Consider the following 17010-nt stretch of genomic DNA (forward strand, 5'->3'; position numbering starts at 1 on the left):
CAAAAATTTGGACTTGTTAGGGAATTCACAGCATTCTCCAAGACGCAAAATTTTTTTTGAAAACCGCGAAGATGCTTTAGCTAAATTGTTAAATAATTTACCTTTGAATTTTTTTCTTAAAGAAGATTGTGTGGTGGTGGGAATCTCATTTGCAGGAGTTTATTTTGCACAGAGATTAGCACAAACTATAAAGGCTCCTTTGGCTTTTCTTTTTACCTCGCCTATTTACGCGCCGAATAATCCAGAATGCGAAATTGCTATGGCAACAGAAACTCAAGATGTTGTTATTAATGATTTTTTAGTCGAATCTTTTGGGATTAGTTTGGATTATATTTATGGAGAAGTAGAGAGGCAATATGATGATAAGATATTGCCTTTAATTTACCAGTATCGCAAAGGAAATCCTTTAATGTCTTTTAAAAATAAAAATGTTTTATTAGTTGATGAGGGTATTGATAGTGGTATTACTGCTTTTGCTTCGATTAAATCTATGGTTACCCTACAAGCTAAGACGATTTATTGTGCGACGCCCATAGCTCCTTTGGAGGTTGCTAAAGCTATTGAGGAGACAATAGATGGTGTTTTTTGCCTTTATAAATTAAAAGATTTTGTGGATATTGGGTATTATTATAGGGATTATACACCAATCCCTACATCTACTATCGAGGAAATTTTTACTAAAATACAATAGCTTTAAGGAGAAATAATGCAAGAAGTGAATCTATTATTTTTAAACAGCCAAGAAAAATATACTTTAGATACTTTTGCGCAATCGGCAAGTGGAAGCGTATATTATCAACAAGGGAATAATGTCCTTTTAGCTACGGTTACTATTGATACGGATACCATTGTAGAAGAGGATTTTTTGCCTTTAACGGTGCAATACATAGAAAAAGCTTATGCGGCAGGAAAGTTTCCGGGTGGCTATGTAAAAAGAGAGGCTAAACCTAGTGATTTTGAAACTTTAAGTGCTAGAATCGTAGATAGGAGTTTGCGTCCGCTTTTTCCTAAAGATTATTGCTACCCTACACAAATTACTATTTTAGTATTAAGTGTAGAGCCTGATGCGGATTTACAAATTTTGGCTTTAAATGCTGCAAGTGTGGCTCTTTTTGTTTCAGAGATACCTATTAATATCCCTGTTAGTGCTGTGCGTATAGGTAGAATCAATGAAAAATTCATTGTAAATCCTAATGCTAAGGAGTTAGAGCAAAGCACTTTAGATTTGTTTGTAAGTGGTGCTAATGAAGATTTATTGATGATTGAGATGCGCAGTTTTGGGGGTATTAAAGCCAAAGAGGATTCCCATTCTCTCCCTCTTGCTAATGAGATTTTAGAGGATCAATTGCATTATTTTAGTGCTAATGAGGCTAATGAGGAGACAATTCTGGAAGCTTTAGAGTTGGCACAAGAGATGATAGCGCAAAAAAATCAGCTTATTAGCCAACATTTTTCACCTTTTATAAAGAAAGCTATTGTTTTAAAAGAGGGGAGGACAAGTTTTGTATGTGATAAGATAGAATCTTATATTAGACAAAACTATTTAGAAGAATTAAGAGCGGTGATTTATTTGTTGAGCAAAACAGAGCGCAATAGCAAACTGAATGCTTTTGTCAAGAAGATACTGCAAGAGTGGAGAGAGCAAAATCCAGAAGATACAGAATGTTTAAAAGAGAGGGTATTAGAGACAACCTTAAGACTGAAAAAAGAAATTGTGCGAACTATGATATTAAAAGAAGGCAAGAGAGCTGATGGAAGAAGGTTTGATGAGATTCGTCCTATTAGCATCCAAACTAATATCTTACCCAATGCGCATTCTAGTGCGCTTTTTACAAGAGGGCAAACACAAGCTTTGGTTGTAGCAACTTTGGGTGGAGATATGGATGCGCAGAGTTATGAATTATTAACAGATAAATGTTCATCTAAAGAGAGGTTTATGGTGCATTATAATTTTCCTCCTTTTTGCGTTGGCGAAGCAAATAGTATATCAGCACCTGGAAGGCGAGAATTAGGACACGGAAATTTAGCAAAAAGAGCATTAGAATCTAGTCTTGTAGAGGGCAAATTTAAAACCATTCGTCTTGTTTCTGAAATTTTAGAATCCAATGGTTCTTCTTCTATGGCAACGATTTGTGGTGGTTCTTTGGCATTAGCTGCTGCAGGTGTGCCATGCACAAATTTAATCGCAGGAATCGCTATGGGGTTGGTTTGTGAGGGGGAAGAGTATGTGATTTTGACAGATATTATGGGGTTAGAAGATCACGATGGTGATATGGATTTTAAAATAGCAGGTTCAAAAAATGGCATCACTGCTATGCAAATGGATATTAAATTAGGGGGGCTAAACACTAAAATCTTAAAGGCAGTATTGTTACAGGCTAAAGAGGCAAGAATGCGTGTTTTAGAGATTATGGAGGAGGCTAAGAGTAAAATTGTTTTAAATGAATCTGTGTTACCCACTTCGCAGGTGTTTTCTATCCATCCAAGTAAAATCGTTGAGGTTATAGGACAAGGGGGGAAAACGATTAAAGAGATTATTGAGAAGTTTGAAGTTGCTATTGATTTAAATCGTGATAATGGAGAAGTGAGTTTAAGTGGAAAAAATAGGCAAAAAGTAGATGCTGCTAAAGAATATATTTTAGGGATTGCCAATAAAGAAAAAGAAGGAAGAATTAATCCTTGGGATCTTTATAAGGTAGGGGATATTTATGTAGGGAAGATAAAAAAGATCGTAGAGTTTGGAGTATTTATAGAGTTGCCACAAGGGTATGATGGATTATTGCATATTTCAAAAGTTATCAATAGGGGTGAGGGAAAGATTTCTGATTATTTAAATATTGATGATGAAATAAAAGTAGAAGTGTTATCAGTCAATAAAAATAAGGTAGAGCTTGATTGGATAAGGGAATAAATTTTTATTAAAGTTTTAGTAAAAATACTATAATATCCATTTTCACAAAGCAGTAAGTAGGGGATAGATCCGAACGGGCTTTGAAATATTAAGGAGAAAATATGAAAAAGTTACTTTTAGTTTTCTTTGCATTAGCAAGTGTTGCTTTTGCTGCGGAAGGTGAAACATTGTTGTCTTATTCTGCAATTGCTGCAGGTATTGGTTTGGGTATTGCCGCATTAGGTGGTGCAGTTGGTATGGGAAATACAGCGGCGGCGACTATTTCTGGTATGGCTAGAAATCCCGGAATTGGTGGTAAATTAATGACAACAATGTTTATTGCTTTAGCTATGATTGAAGCGCAGGTTATTTATACACTTGTTGTAGCACTTATTTTACTCTATGCAAATCCATTTTTAGCAATTTTAGGCTTATAAGATTCAAGGATTCCTTGAATCTACTACTTTTGCGCTGGTGGTGGAATGGTAGACACACCATCTTGAGGGGGTGGCGGGGCGACCCGTGCGAGTTCAAGTCTCGCCCAGCGCACCATATATACTTTCTGAGTTTTTCATTTCTAGTTTTTTAATTTTTAAACTTTTTAGCAAAATTTTATCCTAAAAGATATTTTGTGCTTATTGCCTAATAATAAAAATATTTCTTATTATTAAGTAATTTATGTTATAATCTTAAGTGATATTTTAATAAACAAGGATTATTGGCAATGGAGTTTTTAAAAGAGAGTGTCGATTATGCGATTTTTGGAATTTTGGGTGTTATGGGGTTTATTGCACTTTGGCTTAGCATTGAACGCGTTATATTTTTTGCAAAGATTGAATTTGAAGAATACCCTACTTTGGAATCTTTTGAAGATTCTATCACTAAGCATTTAACAACGCTTTATATTATTTATTCTAATGCTCCTTATGTGGGTTTATTGGGGACCGTTATAGGGATTATGATTACTTTTTATGATATGGGCTTGAGTGGAAATATAGATACCAAAGAAATTATGACTGGTCTATCTTTGGCTCTAAAGGCGACTGCATTAGGGCTTGCTGTGGCTATCCCGACCTTGATTGCTTATAATGCCTTTTATCGTAAGATTACGCTTCTTAGCAATCTCTATAAAACAAGGAATAGTAATGTTAAAGATTCCTAAAAATGAATCCTTAAATATCGTCCCTTTTATTGATATTATGCTAGTTTTATTGGCGATTGTCTTGAGTGTCTCTACCTTTATTGCTCAGGGAAAAATACCTATTGATTTGCCTAAGAGTTCTCATTCTATGTCTAATCAAGATGAAAAAAAGATTAGAATACTTGTGGATAAGGAGAATAAGCTTTATTTAGAGGATGTTTTGGTGGATTTAGAAGTGCTAAGAAATGAATTAGTCAATCTTAATCCTAAAACTTTGGTTGAATTAAGGAGTGATAGGGAAGCTAAATTTGATACTTTTATCCAAATTGTTGATATTCTAAAAGGAAAAGATCATGAAAACTTCAGTATTGCCACGCAACAGCAATAGCACTTTGTATTCTTTTATTATGGCAAGTGCAATTTATGGTTTTCTTATTTTGAGTGTTTTGATAGTAGGAAAAAATTTTACCTCAAAAGAAGATGTAGGATTGCAAACTCAAAATCTTGCTATCTCCTTAAATCAATTTATGCCCGATACACCACAAGTTCAGCCTCTTCAGCCTCCAATGCCCAAACCCATACAGAAGATTAATAAGCCTTTGCCTAAGAAAACCAAACCCAAACATCATCGCAAAGAATATAAAATGGTTCAACCCTCGCCGCAAGAGGCTTTAGAGCCACCGATACAAAAGGTTGCCTCCAATCCCAATCCAACTCCTACAAATCAGGCACCCCAGATGCTAACTTTTGGTAAGAATAATGATCCTTTTTTGCTCGCTATCAAACAGGCTATTGATAGGAATCTCCATTACCCAAGAAAGGCTAGAATGATGAGGATAGAGGGTGTTGTTACGATAGAATTTACTTTACTTGCAGGTGGAGGAGTTCAAAGTGTAAAGATTATAAAATCTTCAGGAAACCCTATTTTGGATAAATCGGCTTTAAGAACTATTTTTGATGCACAAGAGAGTTTTCCATCAGCAAAAAATAATGTAATTATCCAAATCCCTATCCAATATCATTTAAAGAGCTAAAAACTCTTTAATGTTTTTAACTATCCCTTCGATTAATATTTCTTTGCTTTGTTCGTATCCCCAAGCGTTATGGGGAGTAAATAGCATTTGGTGAGAAATGCTTTTATCAAGCAAGGGATTATTTTCTTGTATAGGCTCCTTAGTAAATACATCAAGCCCTACATAGAATCTTCGCTGTTTTAGTGCTTGTGCTAAATCTTCTTCATTAATGATTCCGCCTCTTCCAATGTTGATTAAAATGCTATTTTCTTGCAGGAACGATAGGTTTTTTGCGTGGAGCAAATTTTGTGTTGCTGGATTTAAGGGTGCGTGGATAGAAATTACAAAACTTGTTTTTAGGAGTTCTTCTAAAGGCAAGGATGGATAGTCTTTATTTGTGTTTTTGCCACTTGTTGAGTAATAGCATACCTTAGCACCAAAGGCAGATGCTAATCTCGCAACTTCTCTTCCAATAGAACCCAATCCAATAATCCCCCATTGTTTGTTGTTTAAAAGCTCTAAAGGCAAAGAAAGTTCTGTAAAAAGAGGATTTTTGGCGTATTCTCCACTCTTAACATAAGAATCATAAAAGGGTAATTTTGCGCAAAGTCCTAAGGCTAACATTAAAGTGTGCTGTGCCACACTTTGGGTAGAATATCCAGCGACATTTTTAACTACTATGCCTAATTCTTTTGCGGCTTCTAAATCCACATTATTTATCCCGGTTGCTGTAATGCAAATAAGCTTTAAGTCTTGTTTGAGGGCTTCTAAGGTTTCTTTGTTTAAAACGACTTTATTGCTAAGAATAATATTTGCTCCTTTGCTTCTTTGCAAGGTTTCTTCGGGTTTGGTTGTAGGGTAGGCAGTGTAAGTGCCAAAAGATTCAAGTTTTGATTGGATATTGCTCTCCCCTAAACTTAAAGCGTCTAAAAACACGATTTTGTTTTGCATTGGGTATCCTTTTGGTATAATTTATACTATTTTACTACAAAAAGGAATAAAATGCGCAATCATTCTAGAATCGTCTCTATCTTGCTTGATTCGCTTCCATATATTAGACTTTTTAGGGGTTCTAAAATTGTGATTAAGTATGGCGGTGCGGCACAAATTAATCCTCATTTAAAAGAGCAGTTTGCTATTGATATTGTTTTGCTTTATATGCTAGGGATTAAACCCATTATTGTTCATGGTGGGGGAAAAAGGATTAACGAATTATTAGAGCTACTCCAAATCCAAAGTCAATTTATTAATGGGCTTAGAGTAACAAGCATTGATGCTTTAAGGATTGTTGAAATGGTGCTTAGTGGCGAAATCAATAAAGAAATTACCGCATTTTTAAATTTTCACGGTGTAAATGCCATTGGTATTAGTGGCAAGGACGCCTCTTTATTACAAGCTAGAGAAAAAGATGGCGGGAAGTATGGCTACACTGGAGAAATTACAGAGGTTAGGGCAGAGGTAATTGATAATCTTTTAGAGCAGAATCTCATTCCTGTGATTGCACCCATTGCTAGTGGCGAAGAATCAGGGCATCCGGGGTTTAATGTTAATGCAGATAGTGTCGCAAGCTCTGTGGCTATTGCGACAAAAGCCCAAAGAGCTATTTTTTTAACAGATACTAGAGGGGTTTTAGATGAGAATAAAGAAATTTTAGAGAGTTTAAACTTGCAAGAAGCGCAAGAGTTAATCGCAAAAGGTGTGATTGTCGGTGGTATGATACCTAAAGTGGAAGCGTGTTTGGAATGTGTAAAACAAGGTGTGGAAAAAGCACATATTATTGATGGTAGAGTTCCGCATTCTCTTTTATTGGAGCTTTTTACCTCTCAAGGAATAGGAAGTCAGTTTATAGCAGAATGAAATTTTGATATTTTGTTAAAGATATAATTTCTTGATATAAGAATTAGACAAGATATTTTAGAGGAATCTCTTAGGATTATTGCTTTAATCCCAAGAGAGTGTTGAGAATCTGATCAGCGGTGGTAACAGATTTAGAGTTTGCTTGAAATCCTCTTTGCACGACAATAAGTTGCGTTAATCCTCTACTAAGGTCTGTATTGCTCATCTCTAATTTAGAGGCTTCTACGGATGCCCTGCCCCCTGTTCCAGCAGTTCCTATTGTGGCTCGTCCAGAGTTTGGGCTTTCTGCATAGAGATTGCTTCCAGATTCTTGCAAACCTTCGTAATTCGCAAATGTTGCAACAGCTACTTGTGCCAAAGCAAGATCGCGTCCATTATTAAAGTGTCCTATCATTGTGCCTGTTTTATCAAAGTAGAAGCTTTCAAGCTGTCCTGATGGATAACCATCACCATTAACTTGTGTGGCTGAGGATTCTGAACCTGTGCTTGTAAGTCCAGAATGTCCCCCTGCTGTCCCAAAATTTAAATTGATATTTTGTGGAAAAGCAGCTCCATTGTTGGGTTTAAATTGGATAGTAGAAGGATTAAATCCTAGCAATTCTCCTTGATTCCCAAAGGTTACACTACCGCCTTCTAAGATATTAGATCTTTGTGCGCTAGCCCCAAGTAACTCTGCGGGTTCTGGAACGATAACTTTCCAAGCCCATTCTTTATCTCTAATTTTGGTGAAGTCTATGGTTAAATTGTGTTTATTCCCAAGGCTGTCATAAATGGCAATAGTAGAAGCAAATTTAGCCATTCTTAAGCCGCTAGAAGTGGTAACATTTCCTCCTTCGACTAATACTCCTGTGTTTAATCCTTTCATTTGATTTTTAAAAAGAACATTGGTGGTTGTAAGTGTATCGTTATAAGCGGAGACAAATATGTTAAGATTGTCATACGCAGGTTGTCTTAAACCAGCACCTATACCTATTGTATTAGCACTTGCATTAAATCCATCTTGTTTGTTTTCAATTGCAAATTGTCCGCTATTATTGAGTATTACTTTAACACTAAAAGTTGATTGCACAAAAAGACCATTGGCAGCCGCTGCGGCAGCTGCTGCAGAATCTCCACCAAATTGTTTAATTTTGTTTGCGTCTTGTTGGAGTAAGGCTCTTAAATCTTCTGTTGTTCGGAAGTTTCCTGAGGCAGAATCTGCATCGGTTTGTTGGGTATAGCTGTATCTAAAAGCAGTAGTTACGGTAATATTAGCACTATCGCTAAAAGCGGTGCCTCCTGTGATTTTAGCCCTTATGTTTTTCTTACTCGCATCACCATCAATTTGATTGGTATTTTGCAAGACAAGTCGCCCACTTCTAATGAGGGCTTCTACGCCTGTGGTATCTTTTTGGTTATTAATGGCTACTTGTGCAGAGAGTAAATTAGAAGACCTAGAAGTTTGTGGGTTATTTGTCCAAGTAATATCAACTTCATTAATAGTAATAGTTGTAGAACCTGCGTAAGCACTATCAATGTCTAGGGCTTGTGAAGTAGCGGTTTGGTAGCTTACCCATATCCCTTGATTTTCTTGTAAGCGCATAGATTCTCCAGCATCATTAAACATAACTCCCATATCTTGCTCAACTTCAAGTTGTCTATCTTTAGTATCATAAGTCCTATCTAATCCACCTGCTAAATAGTTATTTGTTGCTGTGCTATCTAAGGGGTTTGGGAGAGTGGTATGCTCTGTTCTTACTCCGCTTGTTAAATTGATAGCTCCCGTAACATTTGTAGTTGCTCTTGCTGGGATAGTAAGTCGAGGATCGATAGTGATGTTTCCAGTGGGTCTAGTAGAATCTACGGTTCCTGTGCCTGATGAATTAAGATCTCCTAAATCTCTAAGCCACCCTTGGACAATGTATCCGCTTGTTGTTACAAGATTTCCTACTGCATCAAAGGATAATCCCCCATCTCTTGTATAAAGATGAGATACACCGCCATTCCCACTTACTACAAACATACCATTTCCTGTTAATGCCAAGTCTGCCTTTCTTTGTGTGTTTTGTAAAGAGCCTTGTGAGAAAACTTTTGTAGTAGTTTCTATCCCGGTTCCAAGTCCAATAGAATAGTCATTAACACCACCAAAACCATTATATGGAACTGTTGCACCACGTTGAGTTTGAACAATCATAGTAGAAAAATCTGCACGGGAGTATTTAAAGCCATTGGTATTGACATTGGCAATATTATTGGATTCGACATCTAATGCGATTTGATGCGCCTGCATACCGCCTACTCCGGACCATAGAGATCGTAACATTTGCAATCCTTTTAGTAAAAAAGTATTTTTCAGACAATAAAGCAAATACTATTCCAATTTTGTATTTTCTAAGGGTTGGATTGCGAAGTTATTTAAGAAAGGTTTTTAGATAAAAGCATTTCTGAAACTTCGTGTGCGCTACCACAAAAATGTTCTTTAAATTGTGTTTTATTAAAGGTTTTTTGTCGTTTTGCTAACTGTAAAGTATGGGTTGTAATTAATGATTCTAAGTATTCTTTGGAAAACTCTCCTTTTAAGAATTGCCTTACTTCCTTAATGCCTATACTCTTAGCCCATTGATAAGAATCCCCAAAGCGATTTAAGAGTGTTGTTACCTCCTCTATAAGTCCTTTTTGCAACATAAGGTGAGTTCTTTTTGTAATTTTTTGCTTGAGTTCTTCTTTAGATAAGAGTATTTCATAAATTTCACAATTTTTTAAAAGGGGTATTGGAGGGTTTTTTTGGAAATATTGCGTGGGAGTTAAAGAGGTGCTAAAATAAATCTCTAACGCTTTATTGGTGCGATAGGTATCATTGGGATGGATCTTTGTTGTTTTATCAATAGATTTTAGATAAATAAAGCGGGATTGTTGGGTGGAAAATGTATGGATTTTTTGCCGTATAGCTGTTTTTTCTTCTTGGGTGAGTTTAGGGAATGTTGAGAGTCCTTCTAAGAGTATTTTTAGATAAAAGCTTGTTCCCCCGACAATTAAGAGGTTTTTTTGATGATTTTTTGCATAAGCTTTAGCTTTTTGGTATTCTTGGATAAAAACTTGTGCATTATGAGATTCCTTTGGGGTTAAAATATCGATACCAAAGTGCGGTATTTCTCTTATTTCTTCTTTAGAGGGTTTTGCAGAGGCGATATTGATTTGCTGATAAATGCTTAGAGAATCCAAAGAAAGGATAATAGCGTTTAATTTATCGGCAAGGTTTAAGGATAGTTCGGTTTTGCCAGAGCCACTTGCTCCTAAAATGGCAATTTCTCTCAAGCAGAATTCTTGGAAGCTAAAATAGCTTCAAAAAAGGCATTCCTTAGGGCATTCTTTTCTAAACTTGCTATTCCTTGAGCCGTAGAGCCTCCCGGACTCATTACGTTTTCTTTTAAAAATGTGGGATGTTGGGTTTGAAGAAGTGTTCCAAAGCCAGCAAATAGTGTTTTGACTATACGGGTAGCTTGTTCTCTAGTTAGCCCGTTAGTTACTGCAGAATCTATTATGGATTCTGCAACGAGGGCTAGAAAAGCCGGAGCGCAACCGCTAAGAGCTGTCGCTATTGGGAATAATGTTTCTTCAAGCCAAATACAATCCCCAATGCTATTAAAGATTTCAACGGCTTCGTTTTTATAGGATTCATCACCACATAAACTTGTCATAGATTTACCAACACTTGCGCAAACATTTGGCATAGCACGAATATAATATTTAGATTGTATAGCTTTTCGCAATGTTTCTAGGGGGATAGCATTTAGTATGGAATAAAGACATTTTGCCTCCCCTGTAAATTGGAAGCTATTAAGGGCATAAGGCTTTATGCAAAGTAGGACTTCTTTATTGTCAATTTTAATCTCTTTGGGGTTGTATTGAGGGGTTGCTTGGAATTGTGAGCAGAAGTCTTCGATTTTTTTAGAATCTCTGCCACATACCTGTATTTCAAACTTTCCTTTTAAGCCTTCGCAAATGGCTTTTGCCATTTTTCCATAGCCTACAATAAGGAGTGTTTTCATATTTTGGCATTAAAATCAAAAAATTTTGAAATGGGTTCTGATAAGCCAAAATTTTCATATCTAAAGCTTTCTAAAACAACTTGTGCCATAGTGAGGGTTTCAAAATTAAAAAGTAGTGGTGCTAGAAAATTTACCGTTGATTCTTCAATAGGTTCTCTAATACAGACAATATTTAATGTTGCAAGTTTGGTGTTTGTTGGATCTATATTGGTTTTTCCTGGTAGCTCTAAGAGTGCTTTAATGGGGGCTGGAATTTCAAATTGATAATCTGCTCGCATTGTATAAGGATTAACCAAAGTAAAAGAAATTCCATCATCCCCGCAACTTTTTAGTTGCATAAAAGTCTCATCATCTTTTGCAATTTTTTCTAATGTCATTTTTTGGATATGCTCAAATCCTAAGATTGGAGATTTTACTAGAAATTCCATATGCTTGAACCTTGTAAAAATCATTTTTAAAAGAATTAAAGTTTTATACCAAACATTCTATCGTAATAAAAGCAAAAAATCAATTTTTATTTAAAATTTATAAAACCTGTATGTAACTTAAGTTATAATCGCCAATTTAAATTTATAAACAATGTGATTGTTAATATGTTGAGGCGAAAATATCGTTTTAAGGGATAAAATGATGCAGTTTTTTAGAATCTGTTTTTTGAGTGTAGGTGTTTTAATAGGTGTTATAGGGCTTAGTGCTTGTTCTTCAAAGACAAATAGTGGTTTAGCACTTGATGAGATTAATAAGCCTGCGGATTATTGGTATGAAAATATGCTTAAAGAAATTCGTAATGGGGATTTAGAAAAAGCAGATAGTTACTTTGTTTCTTTGCAAAGTGAGCATTTAAATTCTCCTTTGCTTTCTGAAGCAATGCTTATTTTAGGTAGGGCGCATATGCAATCAGAGGAATATCTTTTGGCAAGCTTTTATTTTGATGAATTCATTAAACGTTTTGGGGATGAAAGAAATATTGATTTTGTGGAGTTTTTGAAGTTACAGGCGAATTATTTTGCTTTTGCAAAACAGCATAGAGACCAACAGCTTTTAATGGATTCTGTTAAATTAGCCGAAAACTTTAGCGACAAATATCCTTATTCGCGTTATCGTCCATTCTCTGATATGATATTACTAAGGCTCCAACTAGCAAATCTTAGCCTAGAAAAAGAAATTATAAGGATTTATAAAAGGAAGGATAAGAAGCAAGCTGTTGAATATTATCAGAAAAAAATTGATGAAAATGCTTGGATAAAAGATGTTTTTTATCAAGAAGCCAAGTCGCCTTGGTATCAGAAAATCTTTGAATGGTAGGAAATATGCAATTAGAACGTTATGGAGAATTCCCAAAGCAATTACCAATAATCATTGAAGAAGATATGTTTTTGTATCCTTTTATGATAGCACCTCTTTTTATTAGTGATGAGGAAAATATTAAAGCCATAGATATAGCCATAGAAAGTAGCAATAAACTCATTTTTATTACAGCTTCTAAAAATAGAGAAGATGAGGAAGAGACCTTTTATGATGTAGGTGTAATTGGCACTATTATGCGCCGTGTTGTGTTACCAGAGGGAAGAGTAAAAATTCTTTTTCAAGGCTTAAGTCGGGGAAGTATTTCAGAGATTACTTCTAAAAGCCCTTTGATTGCAGAAATTACGCCCATCCTTTCAACCAGTTATGATGCAAGTCGTGTGGAAGCAATTTTATCAGTTTTAAAAGAGAAATTACGCACTTTATATAGTATCTCACAAATGTTTCCACAGGATTTATTAAGAAGCATTAATGAAACTATGGATCCCAATCGTGCTGCAGATTTAATTGCTAGTGCAGCACGATTAAAAAAAGAACAAGCTTATAAAGTTTTTAAAGAAAATGATCCAGAAGAAAGGCTTGTAACGCTTATTGATATTATTATGGAAGAGATTAAAGCTCAGCAGATTCAAAAAGAAATTAAAAATAAAGTCAATTCCCAAATGGAAAAGATTAACAAAGAATATTTTTTAAAAGAGCAATTAAAGCAAATCCAAAAAGAACTTGGAGTAGATAATGGCAAAGATGTTGAAATAGAGGAGTATAGGAAAAAGTTAGAGAACTTTAAGGATGTGATGAGTAAAGATGCTTATAAAGAGATTGCCAAACAAATCAATAAGCTTTCAAGGATGCATCCTGATAGTGCTGATGCAAATTTGTTGCAAAATTATATAGAGCTTGTTTTGGAGATTCCCTTTGGGAGCTATTCTAAAAAAACTTTAAAAATAACAGAAGTAGAAAACCAACTCAATAAAGATCATTATGCCTTACAAAAGCCCAAAGAAAGGATTGTTGAGTATTTTGCAGTGCGAGAACTTCTTGCTTTGCGAGGGAAAAAAAACAATGACTCTAAGGGGACTATTTTGTGCTTTTATGGACCTCCAGGTGTCGGTAAGACGAGCCTTGCAAACTCTATTGCCACAGCCTTAAAGAGGAAGCTTATTAGGATTGCGCTAGGAGGCTTAGAAGATGTTAATGAGCTAAGGGGGCATAGACGCACTTATATTGGGGCAATGCCCGGGAGAATCGTGCAAGGGTTAATTGATGCTAAGGAGATGAATCCGGTTATTGTTTTAGATGAGATTGATAAGATTCATTATTCTTTTAGGGGTGATCCTTCTTCGGCTTTATTAGAGATTTTAGATCCTGAACAAAACAAAGAATTTAGAGACTATTACACAAACTTTAGCTTAGATTTATCCCAAGTTATTTTTATCGCTACTGCTAATGATATTACACAGATTCCAGCTCCTTTGCGTGATAGAATGGAATTTATTAATATTAACAGCTATACCCCAAGCCAAAAGGAGCAAATTGCCAAAAAATATCTTATTCCACAAGAATTAAAAAAACACGGCTTACAAAATTCTGAAATCTCCTTTACTTTGCCTGCTATTAAGGTTTTGATTGAAAAATATACAAGGGAAGCAGGGGTTAGGAATCTAAGGCGAAAAATCGCACAAATTTTGCGTAAAGTTGCTAAAGAGATTCTTAGAGGCAATCAAGAAAAGATAGCTATTACACCTAAAAACATAGGAAACTATTTGGATAAAATTGTTTTTGAGTTTGAAAATGCTGATAAGAAAAGCGAGGTAGGGCTTGTCAATGGTTTAGCTTGGACAAGCGTTGGTGGAGATGTTTTGAAGATTGAAGCTTTGAAAATTAAAGGCAAGGGGGGGCTTAATCTTACAGGAAATTTAGGCGATGTGATGAAAGAGAGTGCAAGGATTGCTTATTCCTATGTGAAGTCTTTGATTGATAGTGGGGAATTAAAGGTTGATAAGGCATTAATTGCCACAGCGCAAAAAAGCAAAAAGCAAGATTTTGAGGCAAATATTTATAATTGTTTTGACATTCATTTGCATGTGCCAGAGGGTGCTACGCCAAAAGATGGTCCAAGTGCTGGAATAGCCATAGGAAGTGCTTTAGCCTCCATTTTTACTAATCGTCCTGCTAAAAGCACATTGGCTATGACAGGAGAATTGACATTGTGTGGGAAGGTCTTGCCTATTGGTGGATTGCAAGAAAAGCTTATTGCAGCTTATAAAAGTGGGATGAAAGAAGTATTAATCCCTAAGAAAAATTTTGAGAGAGATATTGAAGAGATACCCCAAGAGGTTAGAGAGGGGTTGCAAATATATCCTGTGGAACATTTTAAAGAAGTCTTAAAATATGTTTTAATTTAATGGAATCTCTTTTACCTCCTGATTATGATATTGTAGTTTGTGGGATTGATGAGGCAGGAAGAGGATGTATAGCGGGTTCTCTCTTTGTTTGTGGAGTGATTTTAAGCCCAAATATCCCCCTTGCTTTAAAGGCGCAGTTAAAAGATTCTAAAAGTCTCTCTGAAACCAAACGCAATATGTTAGCTCCCCTTATTCAAAGATTTAGCGATTTTTATTTAGTCAAAAAAACACATCAAGAGATTGATGATAAGGGGTTGTCTCTTTGTCTGCAAGAAGCCTTAAAGGAGATTTTACAGAATCTAAAAGCCCCTAAATATATTTTTGATGGAAATTGCAAATTTGGGGTAGATTTGTTACAAACTCTTATAAAGGGAGATTCTAAACTCCCTTGCATTAGCGCGGCAAGTATTTTGGCAAAAAATGCAAAGGATAAAGAAATGATAGATTTGGATACCCTCTATCCTCAATATGGCTTTAAAAAGAATAAAGGCTATGGAAGTAAAGAGCATTTAAAGGCTATTAAAGACTATGGTTATTGCCCAATTCATAGAATAAGCTTTAAGCTAAAATCCCTAATGTAAATCAACCTAGACTTTATGGTGTTAAAGCCCTAGTTTATATACAATGCTTTCTAGGATTTTGGTTATAATGCTTATGAGTGAAATTTAGGAGTGAAGATGGTAGAAGATTTAAAGCAAATGGATTTAGACTATGTTTTGCATACTTATGCACGAGATTATACGCATTTTGTCAAAGGCAGTGGAGCTAGATTGTTTGATAAGAGCGGGAGGGATTATATTGATTTTGGTTCAGGTATTGCAGTTTGTAGTGTAGGACACGGAAATGAACGTTTAGCAAAAGCCCTTAGTGAGCAAGCTTATAATCTCATTCATACTTCTAATCTTTATTGCATTGAGCCACAGGTAAGATTGGCTAAAAAACTCGTAGAATTAAGTGGCTATGATATGCGGGTATTTTTTGCTAATTCTGGAGCGGAAGCTAATGAGGGGGCATTAAAGATTGCAAGAAAATTTGGGGAAGAATTAGGGAAAATTAAACGTTATCAAATCATTACTTTAGATTCTTCTTTTCACGGACGCACTATTAGCACTTTAAAGGCTACCGCACAAAATAAAATGCATCATTATTTTGGTCCTTATCCTGATGGTTTTGTATATGCTAAAAATTTAGCAGAGATTCCCCATAAGGTTAGCAATATTACTTGCGCAGTTTTGTTAGAATTAGTGCAAGGTGAGGGAGGAATTACTCCTTTAGATAGAGAGGAAATACTCCATTTAGAGAAGTTTTTGAAAGAAAAAAATATTCTTTTTATGGTTGATGAGGTGCAAACAGGTATTTACCGAAGTGGAGAGCTTTTTGCTTCACGCAAATATGGGATAAATCCTGATGTTATAACGACTGCAAAGGGTTTAGGTGGAGGAGTTCCTATTGGTGCGGTGATGACGACTTTAAAAGATATTTTTGTTGCTGGGGATCACGGAAGCACTTTTGGGGGGAATTTTTTATCCACTAGAGCAGGTTTAGAGGTTTTAGAGATTTTAGAAGAAGAGAAGAGTAGCGGGAGATTGGATACTAAAATAGAGTGTTTTAGCGTAAAACTTCAAAATTTGCAAAAAACCTATCCTGAAATTTTTATAGAAGAGGTGGGATTAGGATTGATGCGTGGTCTTAGAATGCGTAATTTGGATACTTTAGAGAATCTTCTAAAAAATGCAAAGCAAAATCAGGTTTTAATCCTTAAAAGCGGTAAAAATACCGCACGATTCTTGCCGCCTTTAACCATCACCTTAGAAGAGATAGAAGAGGGGTTTAAACGATTAGAGAGAGCCATAAGAGATTTAAAGCTTTAAATCTCTTCTAAAGCTTTGCTTAAGTCAATATGGCAATAGCCCTTAGGGTTTTTTGCAAGATATTTTTGGTGGTAGGTTTCTGCAAGATAAAAATTTTCTAATAGCCCCACTTCTGTTTGAATCTTTTGGGGCAAGGTTTTTTGCAGGGTATCAACGAAACTTTGAATTTTCTTAAGAAGGGTTACATCTTGAACAAAGATTCCAGAGCGGTATTGTGTGCCAAAGTCGTTGCCTTGATAATTAAGGGCAAAGGGGTCAATGATGCTAAAAAATCGTTTTAAGATCTCATCTAGGCTTAAAATATTCTCTTCAAACACAAGCTCTAAGGTTTCTGTGGCACCTGTTTGCCCGGTGCATACTAAGGCATAGTTGGGGTTTTGTATTTTAGAGTTTGCATAACCCACTTTGGAATCTATCACGCCCTTTAATAAATCAAAATATCCTTGAATCCCCCAAAAGCATCCACCTGCTAGATAAATGGTTTGTTGCATAGTAATCCT

At 35.6% G+C, this 17010-nt stretch carries 17 protein-coding genes and 1 tRNA gene; 12 read left to right on the plus strand and 6 right to left on the minus strand.

Annotated elements, in window-relative coordinates:
• Positions 1–7: 7 nt before the first annotated feature.
• The 7 genes from C6H18_RS00905 to C6H18_RS00935 all read left to right on the plus strand — a co-directional run bounded on the left by C6H18_RS00905 (position 8) and on the right by C6H18_RS00935 (position 5065).
• Positions 8–691, plus strand: a complete 684-nt coding sequence (locus C6H18_RS00905) for a phosphoribosyltransferase (RefSeq protein WP_233704013.1) — start codon at positions 8–10, stop codon at positions 689–691.
• A 15-nt stretch (positions 692–706) separates the two neighbouring features.
• The gene (locus tag C6H18_RS00910) at positions 707–2911 is read left to right on the plus strand and encodes a polyribonucleotide nucleotidyltransferase (protein WP_104721246.1); all 2205 of its coding nucleotides are present in this window, start codon (positions 707–709) and stop codon (positions 2909–2911) included.
• Between the two features lie 101 nt (positions 2912–3012).
• The gene (locus C6H18_RS00915) at positions 3013–3327 is read left to right on the plus strand and encodes a F0F1 ATP synthase subunit C (protein WP_104721247.1); all 315 of its coding nucleotides are present in this window, start codon (positions 3013–3015) and stop codon (positions 3325–3327) included.
• 31 nt (positions 3328–3358) lie between these two features.
• Positions 3359–3442: transfer RNA gene (locus C6H18_RS00920), tRNA-Leu, on the plus strand.
• Between the two features lie 172 nt (positions 3443–3614).
• Entirely contained in the window at positions 3615–4052 is a 438-nt protein-coding gene (exbB, locus tag C6H18_RS00925) for a TonB-system energizer ExbB (RefSeq protein WP_104721248.1), read from the plus strand.
• Complete coding sequence (gene exbD / locus C6H18_RS00930) at positions 4036–4419, plus strand: TonB system transport protein ExbD (RefSeq protein WP_104721249.1); 384 nt, start codon at positions 4036–4038, stop codon at positions 4417–4419. Before exbB ends, exbD begins: the two co-directional genes overlap by 17 nt.
• Positions 4385–5065 (plus strand): energy transducer TonB, encoded by a 681-nt coding sequence (locus C6H18_RS00935; RefSeq protein ID WP_104721250.1) that lies wholly within the window; start codon positions 4385–4387, stop codon positions 5063–5065. The genes exbD and C6H18_RS00935 overlap by 35 nt, the downstream gene beginning before the upstream one ends.
• On the opposite strand, the gene C6H18_RS00940 is transcribed toward C6H18_RS00935, so the two are convergent.
• Complete coding sequence (locus C6H18_RS00940) at positions 5054–5995, minus strand: D-2-hydroxyacid dehydrogenase (protein WP_104721251.1); 942 nt, start codon at positions 5993–5995, stop codon at positions 5054–5056. The genes C6H18_RS00935 and C6H18_RS00940 overlap by 12 nt on opposite strands.
• 51 nt (positions 5996–6046) lie before the next feature.
• On the opposite strand from C6H18_RS00940, the gene argB reads away from it, so the two are divergent.
• Positions 6047–6901: an acetylglutamate kinase gene (gene argB / locus C6H18_RS00945; protein WP_104721252.1), complete on the plus strand. Its 855-nt coding sequence runs from the start codon at positions 6047–6049 to the stop codon at positions 6899–6901.
• 76 nt (positions 6902–6977) lie between these two features.
• Here the strand turns inward: argB and flgE are convergent, their stop codons facing one another.
• The 4 genes from flgE to fliW form a co-directional block, all read right to left on the minus strand.
• Positions 6978–9203 carry a flagellar hook protein FlgE gene (gene flgE / locus C6H18_RS00950; RefSeq protein WP_104721253.1) on the minus strand — a complete coding sequence of 742 codons (2226 nt, stop codon included), beginning with the start codon at positions 9201–9203 and terminating at the stop codon, positions 6978–6980.
• Positions 9204–9295: 92 nt separating this feature from the next.
• A complete protein-coding gene (gene miaA / locus C6H18_RS00955; protein WP_104721254.1) occupies positions 9296–10195 on the minus strand; it encodes a tRNA (adenosine(37)-N6)-dimethylallyltransferase MiaA in 900 nt (299 codons plus the stop codon).
• A complete protein-coding gene (locus C6H18_RS00960; RefSeq protein WP_104721255.1) occupies positions 10192–10929 on the minus strand; it encodes a pyrroline-5-carboxylate reductase in 738 nt (245 codons plus the stop codon). Before C6H18_RS00960 ends, miaA begins: the two co-directional genes overlap by 4 nt.
• Entirely contained in the window at positions 10926–11357 is a 432-nt protein-coding gene (gene fliW / locus C6H18_RS00965) for a flagellar assembly protein FliW (RefSeq protein ID WP_104721256.1), read from the minus strand. Before fliW ends, C6H18_RS00960 begins: the two co-directional genes overlap by 4 nt.
• A gap of 199 nt (positions 11358–11556) precedes the next feature.
• Between fliW and C6H18_RS00970 the strand changes: the two genes are divergently transcribed.
• From C6H18_RS00970 to C6H18_RS00985, 4 genes are all read left to right on the plus strand, one after another.
• Positions 11557–12234: an outer membrane protein assembly factor BamD gene (locus tag C6H18_RS00970; RefSeq protein ID WP_104721257.1), complete on the plus strand. Its 678-nt coding sequence runs from the start codon at positions 11557–11559 to the stop codon at positions 12232–12234.
• Between the two features lie 5 nt (positions 12235–12239).
• On the plus strand, positions 12240–14639 hold the full coding sequence (gene lon, locus C6H18_RS00975) for an endopeptidase La (RefSeq protein WP_104721258.1): 2400 nt from the start codon (positions 12240–12242) through the stop codon (positions 14637–14639).
• Complete coding sequence (locus tag C6H18_RS00980) at positions 14639–15220, plus strand: ribonuclease HII (protein WP_104721259.1); 582 nt, start codon at positions 14639–14641, stop codon at positions 15218–15220. Before lon ends, C6H18_RS00980 begins: the two co-directional genes overlap by 1 nt.
• A gap of 96 nt (positions 15221–15316) precedes the next feature.
• Positions 15317–16510: an acetylornithine transaminase gene (locus C6H18_RS00985; RefSeq protein WP_104721260.1), complete on the plus strand. Its 1194-nt coding sequence runs from the start codon at positions 15317–15319 to the stop codon at positions 16508–16510.
• Here C6H18_RS00985 and msrA read toward each other — a convergent pair.
• On the minus strand, positions 16507–17001 hold the full coding sequence (gene msrA, locus C6H18_RS00990) for a peptide-methionine (S)-S-oxide reductase MsrA (RefSeq protein ID WP_104721261.1): 495 nt from the start codon (positions 16999–17001) through the stop codon (positions 16507–16509). The two genes, C6H18_RS00985 and msrA, sit on opposite strands and share 4 nt — an antisense overlap.
• Positions 17002–17010: the final 9 nt, after the last annotated feature.

Source organism: Helicobacter mesocricetorum (genome assembly GCF_900198605.1).
Lineage (GTDB): Bacteria > Campylobacterota > Campylobacteria > Campylobacterales > Helicobacteraceae > Helicobacter_D > Helicobacter_D mesocricetorum.

What these genes read in the sequence shown, in the direction of transcription:
- C6H18_RS00910 (WP_104721246.1), top strand. Translation starts at nt 707, where the DNA reads ATGCAAGAAGTGAATCTATTATTTTTAAACAGCCAAGAAAAATATACT.
- C6H18_RS00915 (WP_104721247.1), top strand. Translation starts at nt 3,013, where the DNA reads ATGAAAAAGTTACTTTTAGTTTTCTTTGCATTAGCAAGTGTTGCTTTT.
- exbB (WP_104721248.1), top strand. Translation starts at nt 3,615, where the DNA reads ATGGAGTTTTTAAAAGAGAGTGTCGATTATGCGATTTTTGGAATTTTG.
- exbD (WP_104721249.1), top strand. Translation starts at nt 4,036, where the DNA reads ATGTTAAAGATTCCTAAAAATGAATCCTTAAATATCGTCCCTTTTATT.
- C6H18_RS00935 (WP_104721250.1), top strand. Translation starts at nt 4,385, where the DNA reads ATGAAAACTTCAGTATTGCCACGCAACAGCAATAGCACTTTGTATTCT.
- C6H18_RS00940 (WP_104721251.1), bottom strand. Translation starts at nt 5,995, where the DNA reads ATGCAAAACAAAATCGTGTTTTTAGACGCTTTAAGTTTAGGGGAGAGC.
- argB (WP_104721252.1), top strand. Translation starts at nt 6,047, where the DNA reads ATGCGCAATCATTCTAGAATCGTCTCTATCTTGCTTGATTCGCTTCCA.
- flgE (WP_104721253.1), bottom strand. Translation starts at nt 9,203, where the DNA reads ATGTTACGATCTCTATGGTCCGGAGTAGGCGGTATGCAGGCGCATCAA.
- C6H18_RS00960 (WP_104721255.1), bottom strand. Translation starts at nt 10,929, where the DNA reads ATGAAAACACTCCTTATTGTAGGCTATGGAAAAATGGCAAAAGCCATT.
- fliW (WP_104721256.1), bottom strand. Translation starts at nt 11,357, where the DNA reads ATGGAATTTCTAGTAAAATCTCCAATCTTAGGATTTGAGCATATCCAA.
- C6H18_RS00970 (WP_104721257.1), top strand. Translation starts at nt 11,557, where the DNA reads ATGATGCAGTTTTTTAGAATCTGTTTTTTGAGTGTAGGTGTTTTAATA.
- lon (WP_104721258.1), top strand. Translation starts at nt 12,240, where the DNA reads ATGCAATTAGAACGTTATGGAGAATTCCCAAAGCAATTACCAATAATC.
- C6H18_RS00980 (WP_104721259.1), top strand. Translation starts at nt 14,639, where the DNA reads ATGGAATCTCTTTTACCTCCTGATTATGATATTGTAGTTTGTGGGATT.
- C6H18_RS00985 (WP_104721260.1), top strand. Translation starts at nt 15,317, where the DNA reads ATGGTAGAAGATTTAAAGCAAATGGATTTAGACTATGTTTTGCATACT.
- msrA (WP_104721261.1), bottom strand. Translation starts at nt 17,001, where the DNA reads ATGCAACAAACCATTTATCTAGCAGGTGGATGCTTTTGGGGGATTCAA.